The organism is Mycobacterium sp. PO1 (genome assembly GCF_017312405.1).
Lineage (GTDB): Bacteria > Actinomycetota > Actinomycetes > Mycobacteriales > Mycobacteriaceae > Mycobacterium.
The window spans coordinates 1-16,911 of the sequence record NZ_BLTG01000010.1 but is presented as its reverse complement, the minus strand read 5'-3'; the positions used below and the strand labels follow the sequence as shown (position 1 = coordinate 16,911).

Annotated in this window: 20 protein-coding genes and 1 pseudogene; 7 read left to right on the top strand and 14 right to left on the bottom strand. The window is 68.5% G+C overall.

Annotated elements, in window-relative coordinates; genetic code table 11:
* Nucleotides 1-9: 9 nt before the first annotated feature.
* The gene (locus J3476_RS04045; protein WP_207065258.1) at nt 10-2,001 is read left to right on the top strand and encodes a PTS mannitol transporter subunit IICBA; all 1,992 of its coding nucleotides are present in this window, start codon (nt 10-12) and stop codon (nt 1,999-2,001) included.
* Nucleotides 2,002-2,760 (top strand): DeoR/GlpR family DNA-binding transcription regulator, encoded by a 759-nt coding sequence (locus J3476_RS04040; RefSeq protein WP_207065257.1) that lies wholly within the window; start codon nt 2,002-2,004, stop codon nt 2,758-2,760.
* A gap of 63 nt (nt 2,761-2,823) precedes the next feature.
* Here J3476_RS04040 and J3476_RS04035 read toward each other — a convergent pair.
* Nucleotides 2,824-3,105, bottom strand: a pseudogene (locus J3476_RS04035) (hypothetical protein); the annotation flags it as partial.
* A gap of 157 nt (nt 3,106-3,262) precedes the next feature.
* On the opposite strand from J3476_RS04035, the gene J3476_RS04030 reads away from it, so the two are divergent.
* A complete protein-coding gene (locus tag J3476_RS04030) occupies nt 3,263-4,297 on the top strand; it encodes a dihydrodipicolinate reductase (protein ID WP_207065319.1) in 1,035 nt (344 codons plus the stop codon).
* Here J3476_RS04030 and J3476_RS04025 read toward each other — a convergent pair.
* Complete coding sequence (locus J3476_RS04025; RefSeq protein ID WP_207065255.1) at nt 4,288-4,659, bottom strand: hypothetical protein; 372 nt, start codon at nt 4,657-4,659, stop codon at nt 4,288-4,290. The two genes, J3476_RS04030 and J3476_RS04025, sit on opposite strands and share 10 nt — an antisense overlap.
* Before the next feature lie 122 nt (nt 4,660-4,781).
* Here J3476_RS04025 and J3476_RS04020 point away from each other — a divergent pair, with 122 nt between their 5' ends.
* Entirely contained in the window at nt 4,782-5,096 is a 315-nt protein-coding gene (locus J3476_RS04020; RefSeq protein ID WP_372511815.1) for a DUF732 domain-containing protein, read from the top strand.
* Between the two features lie 16 nt (nt 5,097-5,112).
* On the opposite strand, the gene J3476_RS04015 is transcribed toward J3476_RS04020, so the two are convergent.
* Both J3476_RS04015 and J3476_RS04010 read right to left on the bottom strand, forming a co-directional pair.
* Nucleotides 5,113-5,583 carry a lipoprotein LpqH gene (locus tag J3476_RS04015; protein WP_207065254.1) on the bottom strand — a complete coding sequence of 157 codons (471 nt, stop codon included), beginning with the start codon at nt 5,581-5,583 and terminating at the stop codon, nt 5,113-5,115.
* A 109-nt stretch (nt 5,584-5,692) separates the two neighbouring features.
* A complete protein-coding gene (locus J3476_RS04010; RefSeq protein ID WP_207065253.1) occupies nt 5,693-6,139 on the bottom strand; it encodes a lipoprotein LpqH in 447 nt (148 codons plus the stop codon).
* Between the two features lie 52 nt (nt 6,140-6,191).
* Here J3476_RS04010 and tgt point away from each other — a divergent pair, with 52 nt between their 5' ends.
* Both tgt and J3476_RS04000 read left to right on the top strand, forming a co-directional pair.
* Nucleotides 6,192-7,382, top strand: coding sequence for a tRNA guanosine(34) transglycosylase Tgt (tgt, locus tag J3476_RS04005; RefSeq protein ID WP_373889019.1), 1,191 nt, complete (start codon nt 6,192-6,194; stop codon nt 7,380-7,382).
* Between the two features lie 34 nt (nt 7,383-7,416).
* A complete protein-coding gene (locus J3476_RS04000) occupies nt 7,417-8,640 on the top strand; it encodes a cytochrome P450 (protein WP_207065252.1) in 1,224 nt (407 codons plus the stop codon).
* Here the strand turns inward: J3476_RS04000 and J3476_RS03995 are convergent.
* A complete protein-coding gene (locus tag J3476_RS03995; protein WP_207065251.1) occupies nt 8,629-9,546 on the bottom strand; it encodes a LysR family transcriptional regulator in 918 nt (305 codons plus the stop codon). The genes J3476_RS04000 and J3476_RS03995 overlap by 12 nt on opposite strands.
* A gap of 81 nt (nt 9,547-9,627) precedes the next feature.
* Here J3476_RS03995 and J3476_RS03990 point away from each other — a divergent pair, with 81 nt between their 5' ends.
* Nucleotides 9,628-10,392 (top strand): SDR family oxidoreductase, encoded by a 765-nt coding sequence (locus tag J3476_RS03990; protein ID WP_207065250.1) that lies wholly within the window; start codon nt 9,628-9,630, stop codon nt 10,390-10,392.
* Nucleotide 10,393: 1 nt separating this feature from the next.
* Here the strand turns inward: J3476_RS03990 and J3476_RS03985 are convergent, their stop codons facing one another.
* The 9 genes from J3476_RS03985 to J3476_RS03945 all read right to left on the bottom strand — a co-directional run.
* Nucleotides 10,394-11,767 carry an FAD-dependent oxidoreductase gene (locus tag J3476_RS03985; RefSeq protein ID WP_207065249.1) on the bottom strand — a complete coding sequence of 458 codons (1,374 nt, stop codon included), beginning with the start codon at nt 11,765-11,767 and terminating at the stop codon, nt 10,394-10,396.
* Between the two features lie 13 nt (nt 11,768-11,780).
* Complete coding sequence (gluQRS, locus tag J3476_RS03980) at nt 11,781-12,668, bottom strand: tRNA glutamyl-Q(34) synthetase GluQRS (protein WP_207065248.1); 888 nt, start codon at nt 12,666-12,668, stop codon at nt 11,781-11,783.
* A gap of 12 nt (nt 12,669-12,680) precedes the next feature.
* The gene (locus J3476_RS03975) at nt 12,681-13,463 is read right to left on the bottom strand and encodes a GntR family transcriptional regulator (RefSeq protein WP_207065247.1); all 783 of its coding nucleotides are present in this window, start codon (nt 13,461-13,463) and stop codon (nt 12,681-12,683) included.
* Nucleotides 13,464-13,526: 63 nt separating this feature from the next.
* Nucleotides 13,527-14,306, bottom strand: coding sequence for a 3-oxoacyl-ACP reductase FabG (gene fabG / locus J3476_RS03970; RefSeq protein WP_207065246.1), 780 nt, complete (start codon nt 14,304-14,306; stop codon nt 13,527-13,529).
* A gap of 27 nt (nt 14,307-14,333) precedes the next feature.
* Nucleotides 14,334-15,332 carry a phosphotransferase enzyme family protein gene (locus tag J3476_RS03965; protein ID WP_207065245.1) on the bottom strand — a complete coding sequence of 333 codons (999 nt, stop codon included), beginning with the start codon at nt 15,330-15,332 and terminating at the stop codon, nt 14,334-14,336.
* Nucleotides 15,332-15,973, bottom strand: a complete 642-nt coding sequence (locus J3476_RS03960) for a microcompartment protein (protein ID WP_152519079.1) — start codon at nt 15,971-15,973, stop codon at nt 15,332-15,334. The genes J3476_RS03965 and J3476_RS03960 overlap by 1 nt, the downstream gene beginning before the upstream one ends.
* Nucleotides 15,974-15,990: 17 nt before the next feature.
* The gene (locus J3476_RS03955; protein ID WP_152519078.1) at nt 15,991-16,272 is read right to left on the bottom strand and encodes a BMC domain-containing protein; all 282 of its coding nucleotides are present in this window, start codon (nt 16,270-16,272) and stop codon (nt 15,991-15,993) included.
* Nucleotides 16,273-16,313: 41 nt separating this feature from the next.
* Nucleotides 16,314-16,559 carry a EutN/CcmL family microcompartment protein gene (locus tag J3476_RS03950; protein WP_207065244.1) on the bottom strand — a complete coding sequence of 82 codons (246 nt, stop codon included), beginning with the start codon at nt 16,557-16,559 and terminating at the stop codon, nt 16,314-16,316.
* Nucleotides 16,556-16,911: hypothetical protein (locus J3476_RS03945; RefSeq protein WP_207065243.1), on the bottom strand; the 356-nt coding region annotated here is incomplete at its 5' end. The genes J3476_RS03950 and J3476_RS03945, both read right to left, overlap by 4 nt.

The window sequence follows — 16,911 nt, the reverse complement described above, 5'->3', positions numbered from 1 at the left end:
AGGGCTCGTATGTCACAAACGGTGACCGGCCAGGACGCGTCGTCGCGGTCCGGGGTCCGGGTACGCGTGCAGAAACTGGGCACGGCGCTGTCCAACATGGTCATGCCCAACATCGGCGCGTTCATCGCCTGGGGCCTGATCACCGCGCTGTTCATCGAGGCCGGCTGGTTGACCGGCATCTTCAGCGCCCTGCGGGATCCCGGTGGCTGGGTGGCGCAGATCGGCGGCTGGGGCGACTTCGAGGGCGCGGGCATCGTCGGCCCGATGATCACCTACCTGCTGCCGATCCTGATCGGCTACACCGGCGGGCGGATGGTCTACGGCACCCGCGGTGCGGTGGTCGGCGCGATCGCCACGGTGGGTGTGGTCACCGGCGCCGACGTGCCGATGTTCCTGGGCGCCATGATCATGGGCCCGCTGGGCGGGTTCCTGATCAAGAAGCTGGACGCGTTGTGGGAGGGCAAGATCCGTCCCGGCTTCGAGATGCTGGTCGACAACTTCGCCTCCGGCATCCTCGGGTTGATCCTGGCGGTGATCGGGTTCTTCGGCATCGGCCCGATCGTCTCCTCGATCACCCGCGGCGCCGGCAACGTCGTCGACTTCCTGGTCAACAACGACCTGCTGCCGCTGACGTCGATCCTGATCGAGCCGGCCAAGGTGTTGTTCCTCAACAACGCGATCAACCACGGCGTGCTGACCCCGCTGGGCACCACCCAGGCGCTGGAGACCGGCAAGTCCATCCTGTTCCTGCTCGAGGCCAACCCCGGCCCGGGCCTCGGGCTGCTGCTGGCGTTCATGGTCTTCGGCAAGGGCGCGGCGCGCGCATCGGCGCCGGGCGCGGCGATCATCCAGTTCTTCGGCGGCATCCACGAGATCTACTTCCCCTACGTGCTGATGAAGCCGAAGCTGATCGCGGCCACCATCCTGGGCGGCATGACCGGCGTGTTCATCAACGTGCTCTTCGGGTCCGGTCTGCGGGCGCCGGCCGCGCCCGGGTCGATCATCGCCGTCTACGCCCAGACTCCCGGCGACAGCTTCATCGGGGTCACGCTGTCGGTGTTCGGTGCGGCCGCGGTGTCCTTCGCCGTCGCGGGGCTGCTGCTCAAGACCGACAAGGGCGGTGACGAGGACGACCTGGCCGCCGCCACCGCGTCGATGGAATCGATGAAGGGCAAGAAGTCCAGCGTGGCCTCGGCTCTGGTCGGCACCAAGGCAGGTCCGATCCACACCATCGTGTTCGCCTGCGACGCCGGCATGGGGTCCTCCGCGATGGGCGCCTCGGTACTGCGCCGCAAGATCCAGAAAGCCGGCTACGGCGATGTCAAGGTGACCAACTCGGCGATCTCGAACCTGTCCGACAGCTACGACCTCGTCGTGTCCCACCGGGACCTGACCGAGCGGGCGCGCCAGCGCACCCCGTCGGCGCTGCACGTCTCCGTCGACGACTTCATGTCCAGCCCGCGCTACGACGAGATCGTCGAGCAGCTCGAACAGACCAACGGTGCCGGCACCGGAGGGGACGTTTCCGAGCCGGAGCAGGACACCGCAGGAACCGAGGGTGACGTGCTCGCGCTGGACTCGATCGTGCTCAGCGGGTCGGCCACCGACGCCGCCGCCGCGATCGACGAAGCGGGCCGTCTGCTCGTCCAGGCGGGAGCGGTCGAACCGGCCTACGTGGAGGCGATGCACGAGCGGGAGAAGTCGATCTCGACCTACATGGGCAACGGTCTGGCCATCCCGCACGGCACCAACGAGGCCAAGGACACGATCCGCCGGACCGGGCTGTCGTTCGTGCGGTATCCGGAGCCGATCGACTGGAACGGCAAGCCCGCCGAGTTCGTCGTCGGCATCGCCGGCGCCGGCAAGGATCACATGGCTCTGCTGACCAAGATCGCGCAGGTGTTCCTCAAGGCCGACGACGTCGCCCGACTGCGGGAGGCCACCACATCCGAGGAGGTCAAGGCGATCCTGATCGCCGGTGACACCAGTAGCGTGACGTAGGTGGATTCCGACACCCGTCAGAACCGGATCGTCGAATTCGCCCGCACCCGCGGGCGGGTGGAGGTCGCCTCGCTCGCGGACGAGCTGGACGTCGCGAGCGAGACGATCCGCCGCGACCTGAAGGTTCTGGCGGGTCGTCGTCTGCTCAAGCGCGTGCACGGCGGAGCGGTCCCGCTGGAGACGGCGGCCTTCGAGTCGGGCGTCGAGTACCGCAGCCAGGTGGACCTGGCCCAGAAGCACCGGATCGCCGCCGAAGCCGCGAAGCTGCTACACGGTGCCGAAACCGTCTATCTGGACGAAGGTTTCACCCCGCGCCTGATCGCCGAACGGCTCGCCGAGCAGGAGCTCACCGTGGTCACGTCGTCGCTGCTGGCCGCCGAGGCGCTCGCGCACAGCAGCACCGTCACCGTGCTGCTGCTCGGTGGCCGGATGCGGGGGCGCACGTTGGCGACCGTCGATCACTGGGCCACCGACATGCTGCGCGGCCTGGTGATCGACGTCGCGTTCCTGGGCACCAACGGGATCTCGCTGGAGCACGGCCTGACCACACCCGATCCTGCCGTCGCCGCGGTCAAGAACACCGCTGTGCAGGTGGCGCGCAGGCCCATCCTCGTCGCCGCCCGGTCGAAGTTCGGGGAGAGCAGCTTCTGCCGCTTCGCCCAGGTGCGCGACTTCGAGTCGATCGTGACCGGCGCGGAGCTGTCGGCGGCCGAAGCGCGGCGCTACGAGGAGCTGGGCCCGGTCGTCATCCGGGCGTGAGGGTCACCCGTCGCTGACGATGGAGTCGGCTTCGTCGTCGCCGGGCACGACCTGCTTCTCGTCGTCGTCGGCGACGGTGAAGAACGAGTCGCCGTCCTCGGGGGTGCCGTCGATCTGGCCGGCCGACCGCCGGCTCGGCCGCGCGTCGTCGGGCTCGAGGTCGGGTTCGACATCGGGGACCTCGGCGGAGAGCCTCTCGTCGAGGGTCTCGTCCTCCTCGGCGTCGATCCACTGCTCGGGCGGATCGACGACGATGTCGCCGTCGTCGTTGCGGACCTCGTCGGAGTCCAGCGATTCGCTGGGGCCGAGTGTGTTGTCGGGGCCTGCGTCGTCGTAATCACCCATGCTGTCGAGTGTGCCCTATCCCCGGCCGACTCAACCGAGCCGGGAAGTCGCGGAACACTGGTGGTCGTCGGTCTGGTCTTGCCACGTTCGCCGTCTTGTTAGGTTCAGCAGTGTGTACCGGGTCATCCAGTGGGGGACAGGCGCTGTCGGAACCGAGATGATGACGGCGGTCCTGGACCACCGGCCCGACCTGGCGCTGGTCGGCGCCCGCGTCTACTCGCCCGACAAGCACGGCGCCGATCTCGGCACGCTTCTCGGTCGCGACCCGATCGGTGTCACGGCCACCACCGACGTCGACGAGATCCTCGGACTCGAGGCCGACTGCGTGCTCTACACGCCGCGCACCGCCAGTATCGACGACGTCTGCGCGCTGCTGGCCGCGGGCAAGAACGTGGCGACGACGGCGTTCATGTTCCATCCGCGCCGCATAGCCGCTGCCGACCGGGACCGGGTCGCCGCCGCGTGCGAGGCCGGATCCAGTGCGATCCACGGCAGCGGTCTGAACCCGGGGAACCTGTCCGGGGTGTTGCCGTTGGCGTTGTCGGGCATGAGCCGCACCATCGACACGATCACGCTGCAGGAACGTGCCGACTGGTCGTCCTACGAGAGCACCGGCATCACCTTCGACAACATGGCGTTCGGGCAGCCGGTCGACTCGATCAGCCCGACGGCGACCGACTTCCTGGCGTTCAACAGCTCGATCTTCACCGAACAGGTGTGGTTCCTGGGCGACGAACTCGGCGCCGACCTCGACGAGGTCACCGCGACCGTCGACGCGGTGCCGGCGCGGGCGGACCACCAGATCTTCGATCACCTGCTGGCCGCCGGCACCACCGCCGGTCAGCGGTGGAACTGGACCGGACGGCGCGACGGGCGGACGCTGATCGAGATCGAGACGCTGTGGACCGTCGGCAACGAGTACCCGGAGCACTGGCCCGCCCCGCAGCACGGCTGGACGCTGACCATCGAGGGCGATCCGTCGATGCGAGCCCACTTCATGTCGCTGGCCAGCTTCCGCCGCAGAGCCAGCCTCGCCGAGCATGTCCGGTCGGCCAACGTGGCGACCGCGATGCAGGTGCTCAACGCGGTCCCCGCCGTCTGCGACGCACCACCGGGGTTCGCCACGTCGGCGACGTTGCCGCTGATCCGCAGCGGGGCCGGCTTCCGGACCGCCGGCCGCGCTCAGCCGTAGAAGATCACCGAGTAGTCAGCGCTCCACGCCACACCGTCACAGGTCAGGGGCACCCCGTCGGGGCTCTGCGCCGTCGCGCCGGCGCTGGTGCACGGGGAGCGCAGCAGCCGGACCCCGACCAGCGGAGTCTCTGACACCCACTGCCCGTCGAAGTTGCACGCCAGCGTGTTGCCGGAGGCGTCGATGCCGAAGTTGTAGCGGGTGGACTGGTCGCACGATCCGCCGAGATGGGCGGTGCGGTCGACGTAGGGCACGCAGCCGTCTCCGTCACAGACCGTGTTCGGCTGTGCCGATGCGTTTCCCGCCGCGAAAGCCAATCCCACCAGCGGCGCGGCCAGCGCCATCGCAACCGTCAGCTTCATGGCCTCACCATAAGCGGCTGTCCCGCTGCACGGGCGGGATCGGGCATTCGCCCCGCAGCCGGGACGGCTGGCGTAGGGTCTGTCCCATGAAGTGGCTGGTCGGAGTCGTTTCCGCGATCACGATGGGGCTGGTGTCGGCGGCCGGGTTCGCCGCGCCGAACGCGCACGCCGACGAGGTGGCCTACCTGGTCAACGTGCACGTCCGGCCCGGCTACAACTTCCCCAACGCCGAAGCCGCGTTGGGCTACGGCCGCAGCGTCTGTGATCGCGTGGCGACCACGATGCCCTACGCGGATCTGGTGAATCAGGTGAAGGCCGACTTCCGCACCACCGACTACTACCAGGCCGGGTACCTGATCAATCAGGCCGTCAACGAGCTGTGTCCGGCGCAGATCTGGCAGTTGCGGCAGTCGGCCGCGGGCTACACCCCGTTCTGAACCCGCACCCCTGATGTCAGGGGCAGGTCACCTCGATCTCGAACGGCTTGTTCACCGGCTGCATGGGATTGGCCATGTCGACACCGGTCGCCGTGCCGGAGATGGTGTAGGTGTCGCCATCCTTCTGGACCGTGGCTTCGCCCTGGTTGACCCCGCTCTGGTAGCCCAGCGTGACGCCGTTGACGTTGCCCAGGCCCACCGAGACGACGCTGGGCTCGTCCCCCTCGGAGACCACGGCACCGATGCCGGTGGTCGCGTCGCCGATGGCGATGTTCATGTTTCCGCCCATGGACGAGCACACCACGGTGCCCTCGACGCTCTGGTCCTGACCGTCGATCGTGACGGTGCTCGTTCCCTCGGCCGCGGCCGCTGTCGACGTCTCGCCCGACGTCGACGAGCCTTCATCCGATCCGCCGCAGGCCGACAGGCCCATGATCACTGCTGCGCCTCCGACAGCGACAGCGATTCGGCGTGCTCCACGGTTCATCCCGACTCTCCTTCGTCTGGTGTGGCATGGTCCGCCGAGGCCGGCGAATCATGATCAGAAGTATGAGGCGGCGGTCTCCAAAACCGGGCCTGAATCCGCGAAACGGGACTCAGCAGGCGATCTTGATCCGGAAGTCGCCCGTGGAGCGGAAGCTCGGGTTGTCGAGGTCGAAGCCCACCGCGGTGCCGTTGATGTCGTAGGTGCGGTCGGTCATCGAGACCGTCGCCTCGCCATCGAGGCCCTGGTTGTAGCTGCCGGTGAAGCCGCCCAGGTCGGTCAGGCGCAACAACTTGACGTCGAGGCCCTCCGCGTTCGAGACCATCGTGTACACGCCGGACTCGTCCCCGCCGGTGGAGATCATGGTCATCGGGCCGATCGTCATGCAGTCCACCGAGTGGGTGGTGCCCGCGTCCCGGCCGTTGACCGTGGCCTGCGCGGTGCCCGGAATCAGCGCGCCCTGTGGTGGCTGGTAGGCGGGTTGCGGCGACGACGAGCACCCTGCGACGGCGAGCACGGTCGCCAGGGCCCCCGCGCCGAGGGTCGATCGTGTGGTCACAGGCAGAATCTACTGCGTGCCTGAGCAGCGTGTGAGTGATCCGTTCTTTCAGGTGCGTGCCGAGCTGCCCGGACGGCTGGGCCGCACCGGGGTCATCTCGACCCCGCACGGCGACATCCACACTCCGGCGTTCATCGCGGTCGGCACGCAGGCCACCGTCAAGGCGGTGCTCCCGGAGACGATGAAGTCGCTGGGCGCCCAGGCCGTGCTGGCCAACGCCTACCACCTCTATCTGCAGCCCGGGCCCGACATCGTCGACGAGGCCGGTGGGTTGGCTGCGTTCATGAACTGGCCCGGCCCCACCTTCACCGACAGCGGCGGATTCCAGGTGCTCTCACTGGGTGCCGGCTTCCGCAAGGTGCTGTCGATGGATGCCCAGCGTGTGCAGGCCGACGACATCATCGCCGAGGGCAAGCAGCGCCTCGCCCACGTCGACGACGACGGCGTGACGTTCCGCTCGCACCTCAACGGATCCACCCACCGCTTCACCCCCGAGGTGTCGATCGGCATCCAGCACAAGCTCGGCGCGGACATCATCTTCGCGTTCGACGAACTGACCACATTGGTCAACACCCGCGGCTACCAGGAGCGCTCGGTGCAGCGCACGCACGAGTGGGCGGTGCGGTGCGTCGCCGAGCACCGCCGGCTCTCGGAGTTGCGGTCCGACAAGCCGCCGCAGGCGCTGTTCGGCGTGGTGCAGGGCGCGCAGTACGAGGACCTGCGCCGCCAGGCCGCGCGGGGACTGGCCGGGTTGGGGTTCGACGGCTTCGGCATCGGGGGAGCGCTGGAGAAGCAGAACCTGGCCACGATCGTGGGCTGGGTGAGCAGTGAGTTGCCCGCCGACAAGCCGCGGCACCTGCTGGGAATCAGCGAGCCGGACGACCTGTTCGCCGCTGTCGCGGCGGGCGCGGACACTTTCGACTGCGTGTCGCCGTCGCGGGTGGCCCGCAACGCGGCGGTCTACTCGCCGACCGGGAGGTTCAACATCACCGGCTCGCGCTATCGGCGCGATTTCACGCCGATCGACGAGGAATGCGACTGCTACACCTGCGCCAACTACACCCGCGCCTACCTGCATCATCTGTTCAAGGCCAAGGAGATCCTGGCCTCGACGCTGTGCACGATCCACAACGAGCGGTTCGTCATCCGTCTGGTCGACGACATCCGCGCGGCGATTCCTGCCGGTCGCTTCGACGACCTGAGGGAGCACGTGCTGGGTCGGTATTACGCGCCGAAAGCCTGACCTGCGTCTTCTTGAACGCGTGCACAATAAGGCTATGACGACCGCTGCGGATTCTCAGTCCCCGCTGGTGCAGCTGCTCGATCCCGCGCATCGCGCCGACCCGTACCCGGTCTACGCCCGGATCCGGCAGAGCGGTCCGATGCAGCTGCCCGACAGCAACCTGACCGTGTTCTCGACCTTCGCGCACTGTGACGAGGTGCTGCGCCACCCCGCCTCCGCCAGTGACCGCCTGAAGTCGACCGTGGCGCAACGGATGATCGCCGAGGGTGCTGCTGCGCGGCCGTTCGGTCCACCGGGCTTCCTGTTCCTCGACCCGCCGGACCACACCCGGTTGCGGCGGCTGGTGAGCAAGGCGTTCGTACCGAAGGTGGTCAACGCGCTCGAACCGGACATCGCCGCGCTGGTGGCCTCCCTGCTCGACGCCGCCGCCGGCGAGGACTTCGACGTCATCGAGGGGTTGGCCTACCCGCTTCCGGTCGCGGTGATCTGCCGGCTGCTGGGCGTCCCGCTGGAGGACGAGCCCCGGTTCTCGCGGGCCTCGGCGCTGCTGGCGCAGTCCCTGGACCCGTTCGTCACCGTCACCGGGGCCGCCGGCGACGGGGTCGAGGAGCGCATGCAGGCGGGTCTCTGGTTGCGCGACTACCTGCGCGAGTTGATCGGGCGTCGGCGCCGTGATCCCGGCGAGGACCTGATGTCCGGGCTCATCCACGTCGAAGAGTCCGGGGATCAGCTGACCGAGGAGGAGATCGTTGCGACGTGCAACCTGCTGCTGGTCGCCGGACACGAGACGACGGTGAACCTGATCGCCAACGCGACGCTGGCACTGTTGCGTAACCCCGAGCAGTGGGCGGCGCTGGCCGCCGACCCCGGCCGGGTCGCGGGTGTCATCGAGGAGACGTTGCGCTACGACCCGCCGGTGCAACTGGTCGGCCGCATCGCCGCCGAGGACATGTCCGTCGGTGGGGTGACGGTACCCAAGGGGGACAACATGCTGCTGCTGCTCGCCGCGGCCCATCGCGATCCCGAATTGCTCGAGCGCCCAGATGAATTCGATCCGCAGCGGCCGACGATCCGGCACCTCGGATTCGGGAAGGGGCCGCACTTCTGCCTGGGTGCTCCGCTGGCGCGGCTGGAGGCCACCGTCGCGCTGACGGCGCTGACGGCACGGTTCCCGGACGCCGCCCTGGCCGGCGAGCCGACCTACAAGCAGAACGTCACGCTGCGGGGGATGTCCGAACTGCCGGTGTCACTGACCTGACACGGATTCGGTGACCGCGGCCCGGATCGTCGATCGCAGCCATTGGTGGCGCCGGTCGTCGTCGTAGGCGGGATGCCACACCATCCGGTAGGGCATGAGCCGGATTTCCGCCGGCGCCGTGACGATGCGCACCGGGTAGGACTGCAGCCACGTCTCGGCCAGGACCGCGGGGATGGTGGCCACCAGGTCGGTGCCGGCCAGTAGCAGCGGTACCGCTGCGTGATAGGGGACGGTGACCGCCGCGGTCCGCTCCAGACCCATTGCGCGCAGCCGCAGATCGATGTCGGGCTGGATGCCGTCGGCGACATCGACGATGAGGTGTCGTCGTCGGCAGTAGTCGTCGAGACCGAGCTCGTCACCGGCCGCGCCGTCGCTGTCGAGCACACACACGAAGTGCTCGTCGAGCAGATCGGCCCCGGACAAGTCGGCGGCGGTGAAGCCACCGAACAGGCCGAGATCGACGGTGCCGCGCCGGATCTGTTCGGCCATCGAGTCGTAGCGCCAACTGTGGAACCGCACCGTGGTCATCGGCGCCTCGCTCATGAGCCGGTGATAGATCGTCGAGCCGTAGGCCAGTACCGCGAAATCGGTGCCCGCCAGGTGGATCGGTTCGGCGGTGCCCGCGGGGTCGAACGGATCCGGGGACAGCAGGGTCTCCAGGCCGGGCAGCAGATCCTCGAGCCGGCGGCGCAGCGCTTCGGCCCGTGCACTGAGCCGGTATCCGTCGGGCGCCCGGATCAGTAGCGGGTCGTCGAGTTGGACGCGGAGTCGGTGCAGCGCGCGGCTCATCGCCGGCTGGCTGAGGCCCAGTCGCTCGGCGGCGCGGGACACGTGACGCTCGTCGAGGAGCACCGCGAGGGCCGGAACGAGGTTGAGGTCTGCGCGCAGAGTATGCGTGAGCTGCATGGCAGCGATCATAAGAATGCATGGGACAAATCGCTGCACGTCTGGGAGTGTCGAAACCAGAGCGAGAAGGAGTCCGCACCGATGAACATCTCCGGCAACACCATCTTCATCCCCGGCGCCACCAGTGGCATCGGTCTCGCATTGGCCGAACAGTTCCACGCAGCGGGAAACACCGTCATCGTCGGCGGCCGGCGCACCGACCGTCTCGAAAAGATCGCCGCTGAGCAGCCCGAGTTCGGCACCGTGCAGATCGACACCACCGATCCGGGCAGCATCACCCGCGCGGCCGACGAGGTGATCGCCAAGTACCCCGACCTCAACGTGGTCATCGCGATGGCCGGCATCATGAAGGTCGAGGACTGGCACCATCCCGGATCGTTCCTCGAATCCGCCGAGGCCGTCGTCACCACCAACGTGCTGGGTCCGATCCGCCTGATCGCCGCATTCGTCGAACATCTCGCCGAACAGCCCGCGTCGACCATCGTCACGGTGTCGTCCGGTCTCGCATTCACGCCGTTGCAGGCCACCCCGAGCTACAACGCCTCCAAGGCGGCGATCCACATGCTCAGCGAGTCCATCCGACTGCAACTCGCCGACACCAGTATCCGCATCATGGAGCTGGTGCCGCCGTCGGTGCGTACCGCGCTGCTGCCGGGACAAGAGGACAGCGACTTCGCCATGCCGCTCGACGAGTTCGTCAGCGAAGTGATGACACTGGTGCGCACCCAGCCAGATGCCCACGAGATCCAGGTCGAGGGCGTGAAGTTCCTCCGGTACGCCGAGCGGAACGGAAACTACGGCGAGGTGATCGAAACACTGAACTCGGCCGACCCACACGGCAACTGAATCACGCAGTCAGCTCCTCGATGACCGCGTGCGCGGCCCGCTCACCGGCCTCGACCGCACCCTCCATGTAGGCGCTCCACTGGGTGGCGGTGTCCGTGCCTGCCCAGTGGATCGCGCCGATCGGTGCGGCCAGCGCCCGCCCGAACGTGGTCCACACCAGCGGGCCGCAGTTGGCGTTGTAGCAGCCGCGGGTCCACTGCCGATCGGACCACTCGTCGTCGACGTAGCACTCGGGACGCGCAGCCCTGTCGCCGAAGTGGCGGACCAACTCGGCGGTCAGCGCGGCCCGGCGCTCGTCGTGCGGCAGCCGACCGTAGGTGCGTGCCTGTTCGCCTTCCAGGAACAGCAGGATGACGCCGTGGTCGTCACCGGGCAGACACGTGTCGTTGGACATCCGGGCCGGTCCGATGTCAGAGATCAACTGGCCGTTGAGCCCGTCGGCGCGCCAGAACGGTTCGTCGTAGATGAAGAACGCCTTCATCGCCGAGGCGTTCGGTAACCGCTGGGTCAGCTGATCGCGCACCCCGGGCAGGGGTGGGTCGTACATGATGCGCCCGGCCAGGGTCGGCGAGATGGTGACGATGACGCGCCGGCCGCGGGCCACCAACCCGCCGCGGCAGGTCACCGTGACCTGATCGGAGCTGTGCTCGATGAGTTGCACCGGGGCCCGGAGCACCAGGTGTTCGGCGACCAGATCGGCCAGTCTGCGCGGGATCTCACCGGTGCCGCCGACGAACCGGGTGGTCTGCGCGCCCCCCTCGGACTCGGCGAACAGCTCGGAGGTCACCCCGCAGGTCTGGATGGTGAACAGCAGATGCAGGAACGACACCTCCACGGTGGGCACCGCCAGGATCCCGACCGTGCAGATCTCCAGGAGCGTGCGCGCGACAGGGGACAGACCCTGGCCGTCGTACCAGGCGCCGGCAGTCACCGAATCCCATTCCGCGGCAGCCGGTGCCAGCCACGGCGCCTCAGGCGGGACCTCGGCCGCGAGCTCGTCGAGCAGCCGGAACACCTTCTCCAACTCGGCCAGCTCACCGGCGAAGCGGCTGTGAAACTCGCTCTGGCGCAACACACCCGAGCCCGCCAGGTCGTAGGACGTCTCACCGTCGTCGTACTGCGGGTACGTCGGCACGCCCAGCTCGGCGGCGAGCGCGAACATCCGATGATGTGTATCGCCGATCCACTGCGCGCCGAGTTCCACCGGCAGACCTGGCAGTGCGTCCTGGGTCAGGATGCGTCCGCCGACACGGTCGTCCGCCTCCAGCACCACCGGTGTCAAACCTGCCGCGAGGACCGTGCGCGCGGCGATCAGCCCGGAGATCCCAGCTCCGACGATGACGACGTCCGCCTCGTGGGTCGGTGCAGTGCTCATGCCGGAAACCTTCTCACGGCTGGGGTCGAGCAGGCCGGTATATCCAGGGAGATCGTGGCAACCGTTGCGGGTCGAACTCGGCGAGCATGCCGTCGACGGTGTCCGCGGTGTAGTCGAGCGATGCGGCGATCTCGCGTAGCGCGGTGTCCACGCCGATCTCAGCGAGCGTCACCGCCCCGTCGCGCTTGGCCAGTCGGGCGCCCTCGGCGTTGAGCACCAACGGCACATGGGCGTACTGCGGTGCATGATGCCCGAGCAGCCGGGCGAGGTAGGCCTGCCGCGGCGACGACGACAGCAGGTCGTCGCCGCGCACCACCTGATCGACACCGGTGGCGGCGTCGTCGACCACGACCGCGAGGTTGTAGGCCGGCACGCCGTCACCGCGTCGCACCACGAAGTCGTCCACCAGTCCGGTGAAGTCGCCGTGCAACAGGTCGTGCACGGTGTATTCGGTGACCTCGGTGCGCAGCCGCAGCGCCGGGGGCCGTCCGGTCTGCTCGCGGCGGACGGCACGCTCGGCGTCGGTCAGGTCGCGGCAGGTGCCGGGGTAGGCCCCCTGCGGGGCGTGCGGGGCCCGCGGTGCGGACGCGATGTCCTTTCTGCTGCAGAAGCATTCGAAGACCAGTCCGCGGCGGCTCAGCTCATCGACGACGGCGGCGTAGCGTTCCGGGTGTGCGGTCTGGCGGGTGGCGGGGCCGTCCCAGTCGAGGCCGAGGGCGGCGAGGTCGGCGAGTTGACGGTCGGCGATGTCGGTGTCGGTGCGGTCGTCGAGGTCTTCGACCCGCATCAGGAATCGGCGCCCGGTCGAGCGGGCGAACAGCCAGGCGAGCACGGCGGTGCGCAGGTTGCCGATGTGCAGGTCCGCCGAGGGACTGGGCGCGAACCTACCTGCGGCGGTCATCGCTGACGCGACTCAGCTGGCCTTGATCCGCGCCGACTGGCTCTGCAGTGCGACCGAGGCGGTGTCGACCGTCGATTGCACGCCGACCCCTCGGCCCTGGACCGTGACCGCCAGTCTGGTGCGGTCACCGCGGAACAGGTCCTTGGAGAATTCGCACGGCTGGCCCGACTGGTCGAACGTCACCCGGGTGATGAGCAGCAGCGCGGACTCCGGGGCGATCCCCAGCAGCCTGGCCTCCTCGGGCGTGGCGTTGACCGCTTCGATGCGCTCGTCGGCGCGCGAGGTCACCAGTCCGTAGCTGCTTTCCAGCAGCTCGTAGATGGAACCGCCGAGTTGGCGTTCGAGCAGTCCGGGAAACGCGTCGGCGGGAAACTGGGCCGACTCCAGCGAGATCGGTGAGCCGTCGGCCAGCCGGACGCGGCGAATCTCCACGACGAAATCGTCCGGGCCCAGGCCCAGCGCATGCTGGGCAGGCCGGTCCGGTGCCGCGATCCGCGTGGACAGCACGCGGGTGCCGGCCTCGTAACCCTGGTTGGCGAGGAAGGCCGGGACGCCGACCAGGTCGGACAGGCTGCGCTGCACCTGGGCGTGGCTGATGAAGATTCCCCCGGACCGGCCGATCACGCGGTCGATCAATCCGGACTCCTGCAGAGCGGCCAGGACCTGCCGCAGGCTGGATCGGCTGGTGCCGTACCGCTCGGCGAGCTCCCGCTCGCTGCCCAGCTTGGCTCCGGGCTCGCCGGCGTTGATGTCGGCCACGATCCGGCGTCGCAGATCCTCGGTCTGTGTGGGCACCGGTCCTCCCCGCCTCAATTTGGTACGACCAATTCTACGGCAGGCAGGACGCCGCACCGCCGCTCACATGTCGGCGAGTGCTTCCTGGGACTCGGGGAGGATCTGCCCGCCGTCGACGACCAGCGTCTGGCCGGTGATGTAGGACGCCTCATCGGTGGCGAAGAACAACGCCGCGTTGCCGATGTCACTGACGCTGCCCAGCCGCCCGGCGGGGACCGCCGCGGCCATCTGGTCCATGTACTGCTGGCCCATGTCCACCAGGCCCTCGGTGACGATGTTGCCGGGCAGCACGGCGTTGACCGTGATCTTCTTCGGCGCCAGTTCCATTGCGGCGGTGCGCAGGAACCCGAGTTGCGCGGCCTTGCTGGCGCCGTAATGCGACCAACCGGGGAAGCCGGTGATCGGACCGGTGATGGAGGACGTGATCACCACCCGCCCGTGACCGCTGGCGGTCAGCGCGTCGAGCGCGGCCTGCACGATGTACACGGTGCCCTTGAAGTTGACCCCGATCACCTCGTCGATCTTCTCCGGAGTCAGCTCCTCCAGTCGGCTGGACGGGAAGATGCCGGCATTGGCACAGACGATGTCGAGCCCCCCGTGGCGCTCCACCGCCGCGGCGACCACCCGACGGCAGTCGGCGGGATCGGTGACATCGGAGGTCACCCCGCTGACCGTGCCGGGCTTACCCGCGAGGCTGTCGACGGTGGCATCGATGTCGGCCTGATGGCGACCGGTGATGACGACGTGGACGCCGGCGTCGGCGAGTACCTCCGCGATTCCGCGACCGATGCCTTTGCTGCCGCCGGTGACGACGGCCGATCGGCCGGCGAGTGAAGTGAACATCTGCGGGTCTGCCTTTCGCTGTTCGGATCAGGCCAGTGTCAGGCCGTTGGACATCAGGTAGCGCTCTGCCAGCGCGGCACTGCCCGCGGCGTAGGTGATCGACATCTGCTGGGATTCGCGGGAATGGTTGTGCGTGCCCATCCAGGCCAGGAGCAGGAATCTGCGCAACAGCACGAAGGACGGCAGCATCGCCTCGTCGGCGGCGCTCATCGACCGTCGGGTGCGGTAGCCGCGCACCCAGGCGTCCTGCCACTCGGGCACCGACGGGTCGTCTTCGAAGAAGGACACCGCGGTGCCGAAGTCGTAGAAGTACCAACTGAATCCACAGTCGTCGAAGTCGATGACGGTGATGGTGTCGTCGTCGACGAGCAGATTGGCCAACCGCAGGTCGGCGTGTACCAGCCCGAATGTGTCCGGCCCGTCGCCGTATTCGGCGAGTCGCCGCGACAGTAGCTGTTGCGCGCGGGTGAGCACATCGGTTTCGGCGTCCCCGACCCCGACGGCATCCTGCCAGCGACCCCAGCGCGGTGTGGCGCCCAGGCTGTGCTCCCAGTCCCAGCAGAACCGACCGAAACCCTGCGGGCGCTGCCAGGTGCGGGAGTGGTCGTGCAGGGCGGCGGTGATCGCGCCCAACGTGTGGAAGTCCTGGACTGTCAACGTCTTCTCGTCCGGCTCGACACCGTCGACCATCTCGAAGTGGACGACGTGCCGGGGTCCGTCCTCGTCGTCGATGGTGACGACGCGGGTGCCGTCCCGGGCCGGCACGACGACGGGGACGGTCAGGTCGCTGTCCCGGCGCAGCGCGTCGAGCCAGTCGAGCTCCGATTCGATCTCGTGTCGGCGGTGGTAGTTCTTGCGGTGTACCCGCAGGATCGACTTCGCCCCGGTGCCGGGTTCCTCGACGGCGTAGGTGGCGTTCTCCGAGAGGTTCAACAGAGTCAGCGCCGACGCCGGCGGTAGGTCATAGGCCGCCAGGGCCTGCTCGGCTATCGCCAGGTCGTTGCCGACGAAGTCAGCCTCAGCCATCAATGATCTCGCCCTTCGATTCCGGCCAGCACGGTCGTGATGCGGTCACGGGCCGTCGTGACGTCAGCGGTCGCCCCACTGATGTACAGCCTGCCCGCTGCCCCGATCATCTGCACGTCCACCAGCGTCAGGTTCGGCGCTGCCCTCTCCGCTTCATTGGCCGCAACCGCAGCGAACAGGGCCGGTGTCATCTCATAGACCAGGAGCGATTGACCCGGAAGAACCATAGACGCCTGCCGGTTGCGGTTCAGGATGACCGCATGCTGATCGGTGATGTCCTCGATGATGTCGTGGTAGAGCACCCGCGGCCGCAGCTGGTCGGCAGCCGAGTTCCCCGTGCCCGTGAGGATGGCCTCACCGGCGCGGATGACGTCGGAGAGGTCGGCGGAATGGATCTCCAGCACGCCGAACTGCCGCTCGACGTACAGGATGCCGGGGGCGATACCGGGCACCTCGCGCAGAGCGAGGTCGATGACGCGTTCGATCGCCAGCGCGGGTGACACCTCGACGATCAGCGCGTGTTCCCCCGCGTAGGGCGGATAGCCGCGGGCCCGGGTGGGGGTGCCGAGGTAGGCGGCGAACTGGGCTTGGAGATCCTCGACGAGCAGGTACACGCGGATGTCGGTGCGGGTACCCGTCATCGGGGTGGCCGCGGGGGTCACTGAGCGGCGACGGAGAAGTGCGCGCCCAACTCGTTGTGCGGGCGGGGGATCACGTGCACGCTGACGAGCTCGCCGACCTGCGAGGCGGATTCGGCGCCGGCCTCGGTGGCCGCCTTCACCGCACCGACCTCGCCCGTCACGATCACCGCGACCAAACCGTCACCGACCTGCTGACGGTCGGTGATGGTGACGTTGGCGGCTTTGACCATGGCGTCGGCCGCCGCCAGAGCTGCGACGTACCCCTTGGTCTCGATCATTCCGATTGCGTTGCTGGCCATGATGGTTCTCCTTCTGCTGGTTGCTGTCGGTTGCTTCTGGGTCAGTGCGACGGGTCGATGGACCCGATGATGAGGGCGTCCACCGGTGGTGGGGGACCGGTGAACCAACTGGACGCGACCGAGCCCTGCGTCACCAGGACCCGCTCGCCGACCCCGCTGCCGAGGACGTCGAAGGCGATCAGCCGATTCGCCGTGCCCTCGATCTCGACCTCGAGGAATGCTCCGGCCGGCACGCCTTCCACGCGCCGGGTGGACCAGACCTGGCCGGTCACCGTGCCTTGGATCATCTGCGCTCCTTTTCGATCGTCACGCCGAGAGCACGGGCGCGTTCTCGTGCCAGGGGGGTCAGTACCGCGCGGGGGCCCAGGACCAGGGTGGCTCCGGAGCCGGCCAATTCCGCGATCTGACGCTCGGTGACCGCCCCGCGTTCGACACGTCGCGCGCTCGCCCCCGAGCCGCGCTGCACACCGGCGAGCCGGAACGTCAGCCGGCCGGCCCGCAGATCGGCTCGGTTCTTGGGGTTTTCGAACAGATGCAGCAGATGGCGGGCGAACGCCGCCAGCTCGGCATCGGAGGTGATGCGCACCGCTTCGGTGCGGAAGCGCTCGTCGGCGGCCAGGGGGCCGGAGGGTATCGGGC